At 68.3% G+C, this 17,176-nt stretch carries 13 protein-coding genes; 9 read left to right on the plus strand and 4 right to left on the minus strand.

Annotation, left to right across the window (positions count from 1 at the left end):
• Positions 1–93: 93 nt before the first annotated feature.
• Positions 94–918, minus strand: a complete 825-nt coding sequence (locus H0E84_RS08730) for an SDR family oxidoreductase (RefSeq protein ID WP_180678262.1) — start codon at positions 916–918, stop codon at positions 94–96.
• Positions 919–1,015: 97 nt separating this feature from the next.
• On the opposite strand from H0E84_RS08730, the gene H0E84_RS08735 reads away from it, so the two are divergent.
• From H0E84_RS08735 to H0E84_RS08745, 3 genes are all read left to right on the plus strand, one after another.
• Positions 1,016–1,912, plus strand: coding sequence for a LysR family transcriptional regulator (locus tag H0E84_RS08735; protein WP_180678263.1), 897 nt, complete (start codon positions 1,016–1,018; stop codon positions 1,910–1,912).
• A 105-nt stretch (positions 1,913–2,017) separates the two neighbouring features.
• The gene (locus H0E84_RS08740) at positions 2,018–2,497 is read left to right on the plus strand and encodes a VOC family protein (RefSeq protein WP_180678264.1); all 480 of its coding nucleotides are present in this window, start codon (positions 2,018–2,020) and stop codon (positions 2,495–2,497) included.
• 176 nt (positions 2,498–2,673) lie between these two features.
• Positions 2,674–3,480, plus strand: a complete 807-nt coding sequence (locus H0E84_RS08745; protein WP_180678265.1) for a DUF899 family protein — start codon at positions 2,674–2,676, stop codon at positions 3,478–3,480.
• Between the two features lie 147 nt (positions 3,481–3,627).
• On the opposite strand, the gene H0E84_RS08750 is transcribed toward H0E84_RS08745, so the two are convergent.
• Positions 3,628–4,188: a porin family protein gene (locus H0E84_RS08750; protein WP_180678266.1), complete on the minus strand. Its 561-nt coding sequence runs from the start codon at positions 4,186–4,188 to the stop codon at positions 3,628–3,630.
• 902 nt (positions 4,189–5,090) lie between these two features.
• Between H0E84_RS08750 and H0E84_RS08755 the strand changes: the two genes are divergently transcribed.
• The 5 genes from H0E84_RS08755 (at position 5,091) to trmY (ending at position 12,489) form a co-directional block, all read left to right on the plus strand.
• The gene (locus H0E84_RS08755) at positions 5,091–8,888 is read left to right on the plus strand and encodes an amino acid adenylation domain-containing protein (RefSeq protein WP_180678267.1); all 3,798 of its coding nucleotides are present in this window, start codon (positions 5,091–5,093) and stop codon (positions 8,886–8,888) included.
• Between the two features lie 54 nt (positions 8,889–8,942).
• The gene (locus H0E84_RS08760; RefSeq protein ID WP_180678268.1) at positions 8,943–9,815 is read left to right on the plus strand and encodes a hypothetical protein; all 873 of its coding nucleotides are present in this window, start codon (positions 8,943–8,945) and stop codon (positions 9,813–9,815) included.
• A gap of 95 nt (positions 9,816–9,910) precedes the next feature.
• A complete protein-coding gene (locus H0E84_RS08765; protein WP_180678269.1) occupies positions 9,911–10,768 on the plus strand; it encodes a TlpA family protein disulfide reductase in 858 nt (285 codons plus the stop codon).
• Positions 10,769–11,107: 339 nt separating this feature from the next.
• Positions 11,108–11,770: a glutathione S-transferase family protein gene (locus H0E84_RS08770; RefSeq protein WP_180678270.1), complete on the plus strand. Its 663-nt coding sequence runs from the start codon at positions 11,108–11,110 to the stop codon at positions 11,768–11,770.
• 125 nt (positions 11,771–11,895) lie between these two features.
• Complete coding sequence (gene trmY, locus H0E84_RS08775) at positions 11,896–12,489, plus strand: tRNA (pseudouridine(54)-N(1))-methyltransferase TrmY (protein WP_180678271.1); 594 nt, start codon at positions 11,896–11,898, stop codon at positions 12,487–12,489.
• Positions 12,490–12,521: 32 nt separating this feature from the next.
• On the opposite strand, the gene H0E84_RS08780 is transcribed toward trmY, so the two are convergent.
• Positions 12,522–13,853, minus strand: coding sequence for an acyl-CoA thioester hydrolase/BAAT C-terminal domain-containing protein (locus H0E84_RS08780; protein ID WP_180678272.1), 1,332 nt, complete (start codon positions 13,851–13,853; stop codon positions 12,522–12,524).
• Positions 13,854–14,095: 242 nt separating this feature from the next.
• Here H0E84_RS08780 and H0E84_RS08785 point away from each other — a divergent pair, with 242 nt between their 5' ends.
• Positions 14,096–16,087 (plus strand): TonB-dependent receptor plug domain-containing protein, encoded by a 1,992-nt coding sequence (locus H0E84_RS08785; RefSeq protein ID WP_219339653.1) that lies wholly within the window; start codon positions 14,096–14,098, stop codon positions 16,085–16,087.
• Here H0E84_RS08785 and H0E84_RS08790 read toward each other — a convergent pair.
• Positions 16,084–16,956: a 1-acylglycerol-3-phosphate O-acyltransferase, YihG family gene (locus tag H0E84_RS08790; protein ID WP_180678273.1), complete on the minus strand. Its 873-nt coding sequence runs from the start codon at positions 16,954–16,956 to the stop codon at positions 16,084–16,086. The genes H0E84_RS08785 and H0E84_RS08790 overlap by 4 nt on opposite strands.
• Positions 16,957–17,176 lie beyond the last annotated feature (220 nt).

Consider the following 17,176-nt stretch of genomic DNA (forward strand, 5'->3'; position numbering starts at 1 on the left):
GCGCCGCCGAAAGCGTCACCGATACCTCTTTGCGGCTCGACCTGCAGCGAAAGCGAGCCGGCATGGCTGGCAGGCCGTGACCCGGCGGCCACTTCATGCCCGGTCCGCGGAGAACGTCAGCGATTTCTGCTGGACGAGGTCCTCCAGGCGATCGGTCAGGGCGCGATGGATGTGCTCGAACGCGGTGCTGCCGAGCGCGATTCGGCGTCGCGGCCGCGCCGAGTCCGCGACCTGGATCATCGCGTCGACCGTGCGCTCCGCGTCGCCCCTGATCTCGAATCCGCCGCTCGACAACGCGCGGCGTACGTCGCCCGCCGGCGTCGGATCGTAGACTCCCAGCGGAGCGGCGTGATCCAGGCCGTCCGCGAACCCGGTGGCGGTCGGCCCCGGCTCGGCGATCACGACGTCGATCCCGAACGGCGCCACCTCCTGAGCCACCGCCTCGAGGAAGCCCTCGATCCCCCACTTGGTCGCGTGGTAGAGACTGAAGTTGGGGTAGGCCACCTGCCCGCCTTCCGAGGACACCTGCAGGATCCTGCCGCCACCCTGCGTGCGCAGGTGCGGCAGCACCGCGCGCACCAGCTGGATCGACGCGACCAGATTGGTGGCGACCTGGCGGCCGATCTGGTCGTCGGTGACCTCTTCAGCGGCGCCGAACAGCCCGTAGCCGGCGTTGCTGACCACGGTATCGATGCGGCCGAAGGCGGCGAAGGCGGCATCCACTTCACCCCGCAGCGCTGCCGTGTCGGTGATGTCGAAGCGCGCGCACCGCAGTCTGTCGCCGGCCGTTCGCGCGAGCGCGTCGAACGGCGCCATGCGCCGCCCGCAGGCGACCACGCGATCCCCCCGCTCCAGCAGCTTCGTGGTCATGCCCAGCCCGAGGCCGGAGGACGCGCCTGTGATCAACCATGTCTTCATCGGGATGCCTCCTATGGGGTTCGCATGAAAGGTGGGCACCCGGGACGCGTATGATAAGCCGCACCAATAAGAACGAGCTGGTGAAACCTGCTCACCAATGACGGACGCCAGCCTCTCCGACCTGAAGGCCTTCGCCCACGTGGCGCGGCATCGCGGCTTCCAGCGGGCCGCCGACGCGCTCGGGGTGTCGCGCTCGTCGCTCAGCCATGCACTGAAGGCGCTCGAGCGCCGCCTCGGCGTCCGTCTATTGCACCGGACCACCCGCAGCGTCGCCTTGACCGAAGCGGGCGAGCAATTGCTGCAGCGCCTGGGCCCCCTCCTGCAGGAACTGGAAGACCTGCTGGATACGGTCAGCCACGGCCAGGACGAGCTGGTCGGCACGCTGCGCATCAACGCCAACAAGGGTGGCGCGCGCTGGCTGCTGGGCCACGCCATCCCGACGTTGCTGCAACGTCACCCGCGCATCGCTTTGGACCTCGTCACCGAGGGCCGTCTGGTGGATATCGTGGCTGAGGGCTTCGATGCCGGCGTGCGCCTGGCCGAGGCGGTGCCGAAGGACATGGTGGCCGTGCCCTTCGGCAACGACTTGCGCTTCGTCGCGGTGGCGTCGCCCGCCTACATCGAGTCTCTCGGGAAGCCCGCAACGCCGGCCGACCTGATGACCCATCGATGCATCCGCCAGCGGCTCCCCAGCGGCAAGCGCTACCGGTGGGAGTTCGAAAAGGGCAACCGGGAGATCGCACTCGACGTGCCGGGCGCCCTGAGCCTGGACGACAACGACCTGATGGTCGAGGCCGCATCCGCCGGGCTGGGCATCGCCTATGTCCCCGAATCGTTCGCGCGCCCGGCCCTGGACGCCGGCGCGCTGCTGTTGCTGCTGGAGGACTGGACGCCGGCACTGCCTGGCCTGTGCCTCTACTACGCCAGCTTCCGCCATGTACCCGCGCCGCTGAGGGCGCTCATCTCGGTGCTCCGTGAGGCGACGCAGCGGTAGGACCGGCACGATACTGCTTCGTCCCGCACGGCCTGTCGAATCGCGCCCGCCCCACTCGTCGTCCAGGCATACCCCCCGTCCCAACCACCCCCTGGGAGAACGAAAATGGCCAGCAAGAACACCATCTGCCTCTGGTACGACGGCACCGCCCTCGAAGCCGCGACCTTCTATGCCGAAACCTTCCCGGACAGCGCCGTGACGGCCGTCCACCACGCCCCGGGCGACTTTCCGTCGGGCAAACAAGGCGACGTGCTGACGGTGGAGTTCACCGTGCTGGGCACGCCTTGCCTCGGCCTGAACGGCGGCCCGACGTTCAAGCACAGCGAGGCGTTCTCGTTCCAGGTGGCCACCGACGACCAGGCCGAGACGGACCGCCTGTGGAACGCGATCGTCGGCAACGGCGGCCAGGAAAGCGCCTGCGGCTGGTGCAAGGACAAGTGGGGTCTGTCGTGGCAGATCACGCCGCGGGCGCTGACGGAGGCGATCAACGACCCCGACCGGGCGGCGGCCAAGCGCGCGTTCGACGCCATGATGGAGATGCGCAAGATCGACATCGCCGCGATCGAGGCGGCACGGCGGGGGTGACGCGGGCGCCTGGCGTTCCTGCCAGGACCTGCGACCGGCGAACCGGCGCAAATTAGAGAACGGCTGGAGTTGGCCGGAAGCGGACCGACGGCCAACCGCCAGACCCAGCAAGCTGCGGAAACTGCAAACGACAGAACCGGTGCGCGCACTCGGGCGCTACCGGACAGGAGTGGACCATGGGCATGACCTTTCCGAACGAGACGCCAGCGTATCGGGCGGCACGCAACAAGCTTCTCGAGAGCGAAGCCTCGCTCAGGCGGCAAATGGAGGCGGTCGCGGCCGAGCTCCGGGCGCTGCCCCCCGGCGGCCAGGTGCGCCAGGACTATACGTTCGACGCTCTCGGCGAGGACGGAACGCCGCTCGCCCTCGGCTTGCCGGAGCTCTTCCGCGGCGGCGACACGCTGATGGTCTACCACTACATGTTTCCGCGCCATTCCGGCGACGAACGGGCCGGCCCGACGGACGGCACCTTCGCCGACAAGCCGCTCGCCGAGGGCCCCTGTCCATCCTGCACGGCGCTGATCGACATGTGGGAAGGCACGATGCCCCATTTCGAGGGACTGGGCGGCAATCTCGTCATCATGACTCGCGCTCCGATCGAACAGGCCGCAGCTTTCGCCCGGGAAAGGGGCTGGAAGCACGCAAGGCTCGTTTCGGCGGCTCGATGCGGCTTCCGCCGCGACTACGGCGGCGATGGCCCCGACGGCGAGCCGGTGCCGATCATGACGGTGTTCAAACGCGACCCCGACGGCACCATTCGCCTGCATTGGGCAAGCGAGCTCATCCACGCACCCGCCGAGCCCGGCCAGGACCCGAGACACATGGGCACCGTCGAGCCGCTCTGGACGCTGTTCGACCTGACCCCGGGCGGTCGCCCTGCCCTTGCCGAGCAGATCGAATACGGGTGCTGTCGTCGCGCATACGGATCCGACGGCGACGACGTTCCTCCGCCGGACCGCCGAGGAAGCAACGGGGCGAAATAGCCGGGCCAGGTTCGCTTCTCCCGACCCCGATCGAGCGTCGTCGCCTCGTCCGGCGACACCTGCCCGGCGAAGCTTTGCCGCGAATCGGCCCCCGGCAACGAAGAAGGCCGCCCGCAGGCGGCCTTCCCGAGGACGCGGGATTCCCGATCAGAAACGGAATTCGCCGCCGATCGCGATCGTGTCGATGTCGACGTCCACGCCGTCGAAGTCGGCCTGGCGGCGGTCCCAGTTGAGGCTGAGACCGAAGCGCTGGCTGAAGTCGTAGCCGGCGCTCGCACCGAAATACGGCTTGACGTCGCTCTCGTCGTCGATCACGTCGAAGTCGTCCTCGCGGACCTGCGCGGTGATGCGGGCCACGCCCGCACGGCCACCGATGAAGAAGCCGGTGTGCGCGCCGCCGAAGCTCTTCTTCAGCGCTACACCGACGCCGAGCGTGATCAGATCGAGCTCGACATCGTCCTCGACCTCGGTGTTGTACAGGCTGCCGATGTGGCCTTCGATCGCCACGTACTCGTTGAACCAATAGCCGCCGCCGAACGTCGCGGAGGTGTCGTCCTCGCTCGCCGAGCCGAAGCCGTCGACCTCGAGGTCGATGTCGCTGCGGCCGATCTCGCCGCGAATGAAACCGCCGGCCGCGTCCTGCGCGAACGCGGTGCCGCTCAGGGTCGCCAGCACCAGGGTGCAGGCCAGCATCAGGGTGTTCTTCATGGAATTCCGTCCTAGGTTGGTGTACTCATGCCCGATCGGGCGCGCGTATGCTGACCGGCCCGCACAGGAGTGTCAAGATTTCGTTAAAGCCACCAAGCCAGGGGGCCAGTCAGTGCGGTAACACCATGATATTCATGGAGAAATTGAGGCCCGCCGGGGACGATCGGCTCCTGCACGCCGACGGCCGGGGGAGTGCCCCCCGGCCCCGGCGTGTCGACCCGGCGGACCCGTCGATGACTTCCCGACGACGTGCCCAATCTCGAGCGCCAGTCCGGGCCATTCTTCCTGGTCCTGTTGAAAGCCTGGATCGCGATGGGTTTGCGCAACCCGCAGATCGAGGTGACGGGAGAAATCGATGCCTAAGGCAGACGAGAAGATCCTCAGGTGCCGATGCAGCGCCCGGCTGGCCCGCGCGGACGTTCTTTGCGTGTGCGACTGCAGCAATGTCCGGCCTCGATTCCATTCACGTCAGCCCCCGTTGCCTGATGCCGTCTTCCATCATCCGCCGCGGCATGCACGCTGTTCGATGCAGCGCCTGAGCAGCCAATAACCGCGTCGCTGCACCTCGATCGCCTCCGTGCCCTTTCGGTGACGCAGGCACCAGGGCCTGTCATCCATTGGCGGATAGGTCGCGCCGCCCTTGCGCGCGTTCGGCGCAAGGAAGAGCGAGGGAGTGGATGTCGATCCACGACTGAGCGATGACGCCGCGCCGGGCGCGCGCAAGGGCGGCCCTTCGGGTTGGGTCTGTGCGGCCGCCAGCCGGCGCCGCGCGGCTTGAACAGGCAACCAGCCTGTCGCGGCGCCGCGCGACANGGCGGCCGCACAGACCCAACGCGACCTACCCGCCAATGGATGACAGGCCCTAAACTGCCAAGCCGATTTCTTCTCCCAAGGAGTGCTCGATGCGGCGGCCTGGACGACATCACGTGCCGGAGGATGTGACGCAGAACACAGTCGCACCTGCCGAAAGCGTCCCCTCCCTGGAAGGAGACGCGGCGCATCGCGTCCCCGTCGAGTGGAACCGGACCGCGCAGGCCTACGACCAGACCGAAACGATCTGGGGGCTCGTCGAGAAACAGGCGCAGGCGCATCCGCAACGGACGGCCATCATCGATGGACATACGGAGATCGACTACGCGCACCTGACCGCACGGGCGAGCGCGATCGCCAGCGAGCTCGCGGCGCGGGGCGTGCAGCCGGGGGCGTTGGTCGGCGTGTGCCTGGGCCGCACGTGGGAACTGGCGGCGACTCTGCTGGGCGTGTTGCGCGCGGGGTGCGCGTACGTGCCGCTGGATCCGGAGTACCCGCGGGAGCGAGTGCGCTACATGCTGGAGCACGCCCGGGCGGCGGCCGTCATCGTGGACGGCGAGAGGCCGGCGGAGCTCTGCGCCGGCGCAGCCGAGCTGGTACGACTCGATGCGGTGGACGAACGGACGCCGGACACGATCGCACGGCCCTCGGCGAGAGACCTCGCCTATGTCATCTATACGTCGGGATCGACAGGACAGCCCAAGGGCGTTGCCGTCGAGCATCGGAGCGTCGTTGCGATGACCCGATCGATGCGCAAGCTGCTGGACGACGAGGAGCTCGCAGGCGTGCTGGCCGCGGCCTCCGTCTGTTTCGACACCTCCGTCATGGAAATCCTGGGCACATTGTCGCTCGGCGGCACGGTAGTGCTGTCGGAGAACGCGCTGGCGCTGCCGGAACTGCCGGCGGCGGACCGGGTGCGGACGACCATCATGGTGCCGACGTCGATGCAGGGGCTGCTCGCGGCCGGTGGGCTGCCGGAAGGCGTGCGCTGCGTCGTGCTCGGCGGCGACGTGCTGAAGCGCCCGCTGCTGGAGCAACTGCATGCGCTGCCGCAGCGGCCGCGCGTGCTCAACGTGTACGGGCCGACCGAGAACACGGTCTATTGCACGGCCGCCGAGATGCCGGCAGGCGTGAAGACGATCACGATCGGCAAGCCGGTGTCGAATTCCCGTGCGTACATCCTGGACGACGCGATGCAGCCGGTTCCGGTGGGCGTCCCGGGGGAACTCCACCTCGCGGGCGACCAGCTCGCGCGGGGCTACCTCCACGATGACGCGCGCACGAAGGAACAGTTCGTCGAGGTGGATCCGAACGGGCCGACAAGCACGCCGCTCAACGGGCCGATCCCGGGCGAACGGCTGTACCGGACCGGAGATCGATGTCGGTGGACGGAAGAGGGCGAGATCGAGTTCCTGGGGCGGATCGACCAGCAGGTCAAGGTCCGCGGCTTCCGGATCGAACTGGAAGAGATCGAGTCGACGCTGGAGTCGATGCCGGGCGTGGACGGCGCAGCGGCGGCGGTCGTCGATGCAGGCGGCGGCAAGACCATGCTCGTCGGGTATGTGGTGGGACGGGACGAAGCGGTGACGAACGATGCATCGCGCGCCTACGTGGCAGAGCGGCTGCCCAAGTACATGGTGCCCCAGGTCGTGATGCACCTCGCCGACCTGCCCCGATTGCCCAACGGCAAGCTCGACCGCAAGCGGCTCCCGCACCCGGAGCTCGGTCGCGATGACGATGCATCCGACGCACCTGGCCCGCACCCCGACGCCGTCGCCTCCGGCAAGGCCGGTAACCTGTCGCACCGCCTGGCGGGCCTGGCGACGAACGAGCGGCATGCGGCACTGCTGTCGGTCGTCCGGACCGAAATCGCCCGCTTCCTTCGCCTTGACGATGCCGAACGGGTGCCGCCGCACCAGACGCTGGAAACCCTCGGCCTCGACTCGCTGGACTCGGTGGAGCTGAGCCATCGACTGTCCACGGTGCTGGGCCGGAAGCTGCCCGCATCGACGCTGATCGAGCACCCCACGCCCACCGCTGTCGCCGATCATCTGCTCGGCATGCTGGGGAGCGCCGCCACGGATCGCGCATCCGGCGACCATGCGCACGGGGCAGCCGCGGACACGCTGGGCCATTTCCAGGCGCAGATCCAGTCCGGCCATCCGCCGTTCCTCGCAGCCAGAGCGCCTGCGTGGTCGGCGACCGACAAGGGCACGCTCATCCAGGCGTTCAAGGGCCTGCTGATGCGCTCGGGACGGGAGCCCTACAGCAAGCTGGTCCGCACCGGCAGCGGGCACAAGGGCACGGTCGCCGACGTGCACACCGGCGAGGAGCACGAGGCCATCATCTGGAGCACCAACCTGTACCTCGGCCTGAACCGCGACAGCGACGTCATCGCGCAGGCCAGGTCGGCGCTGGAACGCTTCGGCACCGGGATGGGCACCTCGCCGACCGCATCCGGCATGACCGATCTGCACCTGGACTTCGAGAGGGAATTCGCCGAACTGGTGGGCAAGCCGGTCGGCTGCCTGTTCTCCACGGGGTTTACCGCCAACCTCGGCGCGATCGCGGGCCTGCTGGGCGACAGGGACGCGGTGGTGATGGATCAACTCTGCCACGCCTCCATCGTCGACGGCGCCCGCCTGAGCGGCGCGACGATCAGGACGTTCAAGCACAACGACCCGTCCGACCTGCAGTCGGTGCTGGAGACGGAAGTCTCGCCGCACCGCACCACCCTGGTGGTGCTCGAAGGCGTCTACAGCATGGGCGAAGGGACCGCGCCGGTGCGCGACATCGTGCGCATGGCGAAGCGCTACGGCGCGCTCGTGCTCGTCGACGAGGCGCACTCGTTCGGCTTCTACGGCCCCCGCGGGGCCGGCATCTGCGCGGCGCAAGGCATCACCGACCAGATCGATTTCATCATGACCACGCTGAGCAAGGCGCTCGGCAGCCTCGGGGGCGTGATCGCCGCCAGCGAGGCCCACATCGCCCTGCTCAAGACGTCGGCGAGGGCCTATGTGTTCCAGGCGACCATCACGCCTGCCGACATCGCCGCCGCCCTCGCCGCCTTGCGGCGGCTGCGCGCGGACGACGCGCTGCGCGAGCGGCTCTGGGACACCACCCATTACATGCGGCAACGCTTTTCCGACGCCGGCTACGACCTGGGCACGGGCGATGGCCCCATCGTCACCCCGCATTTTCCCGATAGCGACACGCTCTATGCGATCGCACGCGGCCTGCATGCGCGTGGTGTCCACACGACCGCCGTCACCTATCCGATCGTAGAACGCGGACGCGGCCGCCTGCGGTTCATCTGCTCGGCAGCGCACACGCGCGACGATGTGGACAGAACGCTCGAGACGCTGATCGACGTGGAACGCGAGGCCAAGGCGGCGCGGGCGCGACAGGGGCCGGACGGTCGCGTGGCCGAGCACGGCGGATCGCAAGCCGGCCGACCGGTTGCAGGCGATGATGCCCATGGCGCGCCGGGCCAGCGGGCCGGAGAGGGTTCGCGTGCCGCCCATCCGCGACGACTCGCCGTGGAGGCCTGGGCCAAGGCTTTCGGCGAAGACCTGCAGGGGGCGCTGGCCACGGTGTCGGGCCCGACGCCGAGCCTGGCGGTGTCGATCGAGCTCCCGGACGGTGAAGCACCGATCACGATGCGGATCGACGGACGAGTCGTCGCATCGGCCTCCCCGGCCCCCACGCACACGCCGTCCTGTTCGCTGCGGCTCGCCGACGATCGCGCGATTTCCGCCCTGTGCGCGTCCGACGTCCAGGGTCTGCTGGACAGCGCCATCCGGGGCGGCTGCGTGCTGGGCGGCCAGGTCGAACCGTTCGTCTGGCTCATTGGCCGCATGGCCGACCGACAAGGCGCGGAGCCTCGGTAGCAGGAACAGGCGCCTAGGAATCGTGCCAGGGACGATCGAGAGAACGTGCCACTAATGAACCTGCCAAGGACGACTGAAAAGACCTGCCAGGGACAGCCAGGAATCGAACGATTCTCGATTGTGGCAGCATGGCGCTACACACCGGGAATCCATTTGGAGAAGGACGGGATGTCCACGCAGTATTCCCTTGCCCTGGGTCATCCACGGGCACGTGTTGCGCTCCGGGCCGCCAGCATCGCCGCAGCCTGCCTGTTTTTCGCGATCCCTGCGCCGGCGCTCGCCTGCCAGGTGGTCGGCATGTTCAACCCCGGGCCGGGCGCCGCACCCACCCCGATCTGCGCCGGTCACAACGCCCCCGCGGGCTCCTCCAGCAGCCATGCCGGACCGGGACTGATCGACATCGTTCAGGCCAGGATCCGCCGCTATCGGGCGGCACGGGATCGGCGCCGTGCGATGGAAGCCGACCCCGACTACCAAGCCTACATGCGCGGAGCATGGTCCTACTTCGATTCCGGTCCACCCACCGACGGCGGCCCTCGCCGCTGCGGCGCCTCGTTCATGAAGGAAGCCAGGGTCATCATGCTCTTTGGCGACGCTGCCCCGGGCAGCATGGCGATGCTCACCTTCGTCGACCTCGACTCGCAGCGCTCGCGCATCCCGCGCGTCACCGAGCCGCAGCTGGTCCCGGTCTCCCTCGACCAGACCGGCGCACCGCGCGCGGACGTCCGCGCCTACAACCACGAGATGGGGGATGCCGGCGCGATCACCTTTGCGGTCCCCTCGCTGGAAGCCGGCATCGATGGCCTGGTGGATACGTTGCGCACCCGCGTGCGCCTCGAAGGTCGCGAGATATTCGACCTCGAGTACCACAGCGGGCTGGAGGCGCAGGCCAAGCTTCGCGGTTGCCTCGGCTCGCCCATGGGGTAGAAACCCCTGCATCTCGATCCATGAGGAAGACCTGCACCGCGTTCGCACTGGCGCTACTGCTGGGCCTACCGCCGGCAGCCGCCCCGACTGGTGAAATGGCCCCCGACTGGGCGGAGAACGCCTACATCGCCCTCCAACGGATCGAGACGGCCACGATCGGGCTACCGGAGCGCGAGCGGGCTTCGGCGATCGAGGACGGATATCGCATCCGGTTCGGCAGCGTGGCCTCAACCCGCGCCAACGCCCGGGCTACCGACGACCGTACGCTTCCATTCGTCTTCGAGGCGACCTACCTGGCGCTGTTCTACGCGCGCGACCCCGATCTCTACAGGAGACTTCGTCTCATCGGCGACGAAATGGAGAACAGGCAACTCGCGAACGACGAGCATCGCGCTTCGATCTACAAATCGATGATCGGGCTGAGACGCTTCGACGATGCGAGATCGTATCTCGAAAGACATCCGACCTTGAACGTCGATCCGCCGCCGACCATCGAAACCTTGCAGGGCGGGGGAATTGGCCCGGTGGTGTACTCCGCACAGACGGCGCATCGCATGAAGGAAGTGCCGGTCGACCTCGATCGGGAGACGCGGCTCATCGCGACGGCTCACCCCCTGTGCGGGTTCTCCCGCTCCGCGATGGAAGCGGCCGCCGCCGACGCTTCGATCTCGTGGGTGCTGCCGCAGGTGCTTTGGCTCGCCCCACCCGACCAGACCCTCGATCTGGAACAGGTCGTGGCGTGGAATCGGGAGCATCCGACCACCCAGGTCGTGATTTCACGGGCAAAGTCGGACTGGCCGATGATCGACCGCTGGGCGACACCGACGTTCTACCTGATCGACAACGGGGAAGTGGTCGACAGCTTCTCCGGCTGGCCGAGGGGCGAGGACAACCTGTCCAGGCTCCGCGAACTGATCGATCCGCTGCTTTCCGGACGCGAGCAAGTCGATTGACCGCGAAAACGAAGAATCGTGCGAAGAATCGTGCCAGGGACAGTTTCCCTTGCCCGGCCGGCCAAGAACGGTGTCAGGGACAGTTGCCCTCGACCGGACCGCACTTGTCTGAAGTGTCAAATCGACGCCCGTACCGCCCGGACCGGCTCCCGCACTAGCGGAACACGGCCGTGCCGTTCCGTAGGCCCGAGCAGCACTGGCCGACCGCGCAAGACCCACCGCCACCCAGCCCAACGGCGAGGGGGCCGGTCTGGCCTCTGCTTCCGGATGTCGAATTTCCGCCCCGTGACCCGTCGCCCAGGCAGGCGGACACGTCGATCCGCATCGCAGGAGCCTCGGATGACACCCACCATCACCGCATTCGAACGTTCGCCCGACGGCGGCCGCGGCCTGGCACGCGACATGCGCGTGCGCTGGGCGCTCGAGGAAGTGGGTCAGCTTTACGACGTCCGCCCGGTGTCGTTCGGACAGATGAAGGAACCTGCGCACCTGGCGCTTCACCCTTTCGGACAGATTCCCACCTTCGAAGCCGGTGATGTCGTCCTGTTCGAATCGGGGGCGATCGTGCTCCATCTCGCCGAACGCCATCAGGGCCTGCTGCCGAAGGACGCCAGCGCCCGCGCGCGCGCCGTCGCATGGATGTTCGCCGCACTCAATACGGTAGAGCCGCCGATCGTCGAGCGCGAACAGGCCCCGTACGCGGAAGGCGACAAGCCCTGGCACAAGGAGCGCCTGCCCCTGCTCGAAGATCGAATTCGCAGGCGGCTGGCCCAGCTCTCCGTCCGCCTCGGCGATGCCGACTGGCTCGACGGCGCGTTCAGCGCCGGCGACCTGCTGATGGTGATGGTGCTCCGCCGGGCCGAGGGCATGGGCGTCCTGGAAGACTTCCCCAACCTCCCCGCCTACATCTCCCGCGGCGAAGCGCGACCCGCCTACCGACGCGCGTTCGCCGCGCAACGGGCGTTGTTTTCCGACACCGTTCCCACCGGCGCTGGTACGTAAGATCGGCATGGCCGGCAAGGGCCATCGGCCCCAGCACGACAAAAAAATCGCGGCAGTCGTCATCGGTGCTCACGAAGGCGTGAAAAAGTCTACCCTGAGCCCTGTTTTTCTTTTCTCCGGCCCCGATGCGTACCTTCGTCCTCAGAGCGCGCGCCGCCCCCACAGACAGCCAGGCCCTGCTGGCATCCGTCGGCAAAGAGGCGCATCCCGAGATCCTCGCGCACACGCTGATGAACGCGATCTTCGTGGCGCAGTCGCATCGTCCGGACGTGACGGTCCACCTGGTACTGGAAAGCACCCGGGACTTCAGCCGCACGATCAGCTTCGACGCCAACGCCATGCAGGACATCGGCGGCTTCGACGAACGGGCGCTGCTGGGCGAGATCGCAAAAGCGCTGGATGCGTCGAGGGGCATGGGCAAGGACGAAACGCGCCCGGTGGAGTCGGGCGTCGAGGTGCGCACCACCAGTTTCGAGCGCCTGGTGCAAACGCTGGCGGAAGATCACCAGCTGTTCGTGATGGACCGGAAAGGGACGTCGATCCGCGAGCAGGCGTTCGGCGGCAATCCGTGCTTCCTGCTGACCGACCACATCCCGATGCCGAAGAAGACGTTCCACAGCCTGGAGCGCCTGGGCGCGAAGAAGATCGCCCTCGGACCCAGAATGCTGTTCGCCTCGCAATGCGTAGTGTTGATCCACTACGAGCTGGACCAGCGATAACGCGCTTGATGCATCCGCCATCGACTGCTGCTTCAATCCTGCCCGAAAGCCCGGCTGAAGAAATCCAAAGTCGCCGGCCACAGCGCGCGTTGTGCGGCGGCGGTCTCCTGTGGGGAGCCTTTCGCGTACGAACTCCCAGGGCTCCAACCGTCTCCGACGATCCCGTGCCCCGCACCCTCGAATACGAGCAGTTCGGTATCCAGGCCCGCTGCAGACCGGCTCCGAGCGATGTTGCGCGCCATTCCCGCGGAGTCGTAGACCTCATCATCCGTAGCGCCTGCCAGGAATAGCCTGCCACGAAACCGCTCGATGGGAATCCTGGCAGATTCGAGGCGGTGCGGATTGGCCGCGCGTCCGCGATCATGGACAGCGCGGAAGCGGGGATCCTCGCCGCGTCCGATGCGGAGGACGGCCTCCCGCATGCCGTCGTAAGGCATCCACGCCAGCGATTCGCCGTGCCATGAAAAGGAGGAGAGAGTGTCTTCGGCACCTGCGTCGGCGACGAACCCCTCCCAGACCACATCACTCGGAACGATGGCCGCGACCGCACGTATCCAGGCGAAGCGGGACGCGGCGATGATCGCGAACTCCGCGCCCTTGGAGATGCCCCACAGACCTATGCGCTTGGGGTCGACCCCGTCCTGCTCCACCAGCCAGTCGTGCGCGTCCTGCAACCGATCCACCGGGATGCCGACGAAACGGGACGGCAAGCCGGGCACTTCCTGGCCGGCCCCGTAGTCGGGGGAGTAGTAGGGCAATCCCAGCACCGCGTAGCCCTGCGCAGCCAGGCGCGGCGCAACCAGATTTGCGGTATAGGCGCCTCCTTCCGAGCCGCCCAGCACGATGACCGCCGGACGAGGGTTGGCATCGCTCCTGACGGGACGATACAGGCGCGCCCCAGGGAATCGCTCGACATCGGTCCATTCGACGCCGGGCGGCACAGAATGCAGGCGGCGCGTGCCGCTTGCCACCACCGACCCGTTCACCTTCGCTTGGAGGCGAATCGTATCCGTGGGAACGACCTCAGCCCCGGGAGAAGGCGCCATCGACCAGAACAGCCCGCTGGCATCGATCCCGATGTAGCTGCCGGAAACAGGCGCTGATGTCGTTGGATCCACCCGGCCGTCGGCGTCCGCGCGGAACGTGGCCGTTGCGCGAAGCGCAACGTTCCCGGCCCAGGGAGCGGCGCGAATCGCGATCAGTTCAACCTCCGTGCCCGGCGAGACCCCTTGCAGCGCGGCCGAGATGCTGTCGCCAGGAAAAACGTCCTGTTCCGCCCGCTCGAAGTCTTGCGCGGACGGCGAGCCCGCTAGGACCAGGAGTCCAAAAACAAGCAACCCTGCATGCAACCAACTAGCCTTCACGCGATAGCCTCCATGGCGAGTGGAAATGGGCTTGATGCTTCGCTGCACGGACAGGCCAAGCCCGGCACCGGATACAAACACTTGGATGCGTGGAAGGAAGAAATGGTTTAGGGGTGATCCTGCAGTGGCGCAGCGGCTTCGTCTGCGACGCCGCGACGCCTCGGTACAATCGGACACGCGCAACGCGCCTCCCGCGGGCTCACGCGCACGCGCCGACACCACCGCCTCCATGGAACGCACCCTTGCATCGACTCCCGCCGCCCCGGCTTCGACATCCGCTGGCGATTGCCACCTGCCTGCTTGCCGCCACGACCGCCCCCTTCGCCGCCATCGCCCAGGACCACCACGCCGACGAGCACGATCACGATGCGGTCGAACTGGACGCCGTCGTCGTCCAATCCACGCGCTCGGGGCGCCGCCTCTCCGAGGAGCCGATCCGGGTCGAGGTGATCGGACAGGAGGAGATCGACGAGAAGCTGCTGATGACCCCCGGCAACATCGCCATGCTGGTCGCCGAGACCGGCGGCGTGCGGGTGCAGGTCACCTCCCCCGCGCTGGGCGCGGCGAACGTCCGCATGCAGGGCATGCGAGGGCGCTACACGCAGCTGCTGGCGGACGGGCTGCCGCTGTATGGCGGGCAGGCCTCGTCGATCGGACTGCTGCAGATCCCGCCGACCGACCTGGGCCAGGTGGAGATCATCAAGGGGGCGGCCTCGGCCCTGTACGGCCCCGCGGCGCTGGGCGGCGTCATCAACCTGATCTCGCGCCGGCCACGCGACGACCGCGAAATCGAACTCCTCCTCAATACCACCAGCCGCGACGGGCACGACGTCACCGCCTATGCCGCCGCGCCGCTGGGCGACCGCTGGAGCTACTCGCTCGTCGGCGGCTTCCACGACCAGGCACGCCAGGACCTCGACGGCGACGGCTGGATCGACATGCCGGCCTTCGACCGCTGGACGGTGCGGCCGCGGCTGTTCTGGACCTCCCCCGACGGCGGAAAGGCGCTGGTGACCTTCGGCGCGATGACCGAGGACCGCACGGGCGGCACCCTCGCCGGCGCACGGATGCCGGACGGCGCGCCATTCCCGCTGACGCAGGACACCACACGCCTGGACGCGGGCACGGTCGTCGAGCTGCCGGTGCGCGACACCGACACCCTGCACCTGCGCGCCTCGGCGATGACGACCGACCACCGGCACCGTTTCGGCACGGTGGTCGAGAACGACCGCCACGAGACCGCATTCGCCGAGGCGTCCTACGCATCGTGGGTCGGCGACACGTCCTGGCTCGCAGGCGCCGCCGTGCAGGCCGACCGCTTCCGCTCGCGCACCTTCGGCGCGTTCGACTACCGCTACACGGTCCCTGCCCTGTTCGCCCAGGCTGAGCACGCGCTGCGCGACGACCTCACGCTCGCGGGCAGCGCCCGCTGGGACGACCACAGCGACTACGGGCACCACGTCAGCCCGCGTCTCTCCCTGCTCTACCGCCCGGGCCGGTGGACCGTCCGCGCCTCCATGGGCAAAGGCTTCCACGCGCCGACCCCGTTCGTGGAGGAGATCGAGGCGGCGGGACTGTCGCGGCTGGAACCGCTGGCGGGGCTGGAAGCGGAGACCGCCACCACCGGCTCGCTAGACCTGGGCTACGCCGCGGGCGGGCTGGAGACCAGCGTCACCCTGTTCGCCTCGGACATCGACGACGCCGTGCGGCTGGAGCCCTTCACGTCGATCGACGGGACCGAGCGCGTGCGGCTGGTCAATGCCGCCCGGACGACCCGCACCCGCGGCAGCGAACTGCTGGTGCGCTACCGCTGGCAGGATTTCACGGTCACCGGCAGCTACGTGTACACCGACGCCACCGAGCAGGATCCCGCCGGCACCGGCCGTCGCCGCGTGCCGTTGACGCCGCGCCACACCGCCGGGCTGGTCGCCATGTGGGAGCGGCACGGCCGCGGACGCCTCGGGCTCGAGGCGTACTACACCGGCCGCCAGCCCCTGGACGGCAACCCCTACCGCGACACCGGCCGCGCATACGTCGAACTCGGCGCGCTGGGCGAGATCACCCTCGGCAAGGTCAGCCTGTTCCTCAACCTCGAGAACATCCTCGACGTCCGACAAACCCGGCGCCACCCGATGACCCTGCCGCAGCCCGCGCCGGATGGACGGTGGACGGTGGACGCGTGGGCGCCGTCGGACGGGTTCGTGGTCAACGGCGGAGTGCGGCTCAGGTTCTAGACGAGGCGCGCCATGTCCGCGTCCTTCTCCTGCCACAAGCCGTTCATCCATCGCTGGAAGCGGACGCGGTAGGCACGGTCGTTCTGGTAGTCGCCGTGCAGCAGCTCGGCCGGGATGGGGCGCTGGCGGACGTGCACGTGGATCGCGGGCACGCGGTCCGCCATCAGGTCCACCAGCGACGGGCGGCCCCCGGGATAGGCGATGGTGACGTCGAGGATCGCGTGCAGGCCGTCGCCCATGGCATCCAGCACGAACGCCACGCCGCCCGACTTGGGTTTGAGCAGGTGCCGGTACGGCGCGCCCTGCCGCGCGTGCTTGGCCGGCGTGAACCGCGTGCCCTCCACGAAATTCATGATCGCCACGGGGATCTCGCGGAACTTCTCGCAGGCGCGGCGAGTGCTTTCGATGTCGCGTCTGGCCAGTTCCGGCCGGCGCGCGATCTGCTTGGGCGTGTGGCGACCCATGAACGGAAAGTCCAGCGCCCACCAGGCCAACCCCAGCAGCGGCACCCAGAACAGCTGCCGCTTCAGGAAGAAGCGCAGCAGCGGGATGCGCCGGTTGAAGACCTTCTGCAGCACCACGATATCCACCCAGCTCTGGTGATTGGCCAGCACGAGGTAATGGCCATCCCGCTGCAGCGCCGCGTCCTCCTGCACCTGGATACGAGTACGCGAGAAGCGGTCCACCATCCAGCCGTTCGCCCCGATCCAGCTTTCCGCCACCCCCGTGAGCACGGGACTGCTGGCCTTGCGCAGGCGCTCGAACGGCAGCGCCGCCTTGACCAGGGCCACCACCAGCAGCGGCAGCACGTGCAGCACGGTGTTGGCCGCGAGCAGCAGGGACATCAGCGTCACGCGCAATGGGAGCATGGGGACAGGAAAGCCACGACGGGATGCCCATTGTCGCGGAAATCCGCCGGATCCGGTGCCCCGATCCCGGCAGCGCGCATGGAACCGCCCCCAAAACGGCGCGCGCCGCAGGCTGCGCCCGCAGGCGCGGGCCATGCACGCACAGGCGGCGCGGGCCGGCGATCCGCAGAGTCGCCGCCGAACCGGGAATCATCGGCCGGAGCGGCGCAGAAGCGCGCGC

Origin of the sequence: Luteimonas salinisoli (genome assembly GCF_013425525.1) — a bacterium.
Taxonomy (GTDB): Bacteria; Pseudomonadota; Gammaproteobacteria; order Xanthomonadales; family Xanthomonadaceae; genus Luteimonas; species Luteimonas salinisoli.

What these genes read in the sequence shown, in the direction of transcription:
- H0E84_RS08730 (WP_180678262.1), bottom strand. Translation starts at nt 918, where the DNA reads ATGAAGACATGGTTGATCACAGGCGCGTCCTCCGGCCTCGGGCTGGGC.
- H0E84_RS08735 (WP_180678263.1), top strand. Translation starts at nt 1,016, where the DNA reads ATGACGGACGCCAGCCTCTCCGACCTGAAGGCCTTCGCCCACGTGGCG.
- H0E84_RS08740 (WP_180678264.1), top strand. Translation starts at nt 2,018, where the DNA reads ATGGCCAGCAAGAACACCATCTGCCTCTGGTACGACGGCACCGCCCTC.
- H0E84_RS08745 (WP_180678265.1), top strand. Translation starts at nt 2,674, where the DNA reads ATGGGCATGACCTTTCCGAACGAGACGCCAGCGTATCGGGCGGCACGC.
- H0E84_RS08750 (WP_180678266.1), bottom strand. Translation starts at nt 4,188, where the DNA reads ATGAAGAACACCCTGATGCTGGCCTGCACCCTGGTGCTGGCGACCCTG.
- H0E84_RS08755 (WP_180678267.1), top strand. Translation starts at nt 5,091, where the DNA reads ATGCGGCGGCCTGGACGACATCACGTGCCGGAGGATGTGACGCAGAAC.
- H0E84_RS08760 (WP_180678268.1), top strand. Translation starts at nt 8,943, where the DNA reads ATGAACCTGCCAAGGACGACTGAAAAGACCTGCCAGGGACAGCCAGGA.
- H0E84_RS08765 (WP_180678269.1), top strand. Translation starts at nt 9,911, where the DNA reads ATGGCCCCCGACTGGGCGGAGAACGCCTACATCGCCCTCCAACGGATC.
- H0E84_RS08770 (WP_180678270.1), top strand. Translation starts at nt 11,108, where the DNA reads ATGACACCCACCATCACCGCATTCGAACGTTCGCCCGACGGCGGCCGC.
- trmY (WP_180678271.1), top strand. Translation starts at nt 11,896, where the DNA reads ATGCGTACCTTCGTCCTCAGAGCGCGCGCCGCCCCCACAGACAGCCAG.
- H0E84_RS08790 (WP_180678273.1), bottom strand. Translation starts at nt 16,956, where the DNA reads ATGCTCCCATTGCGCGTGACGCTGATGTCCCTGCTGCTCGCGGCCAAC.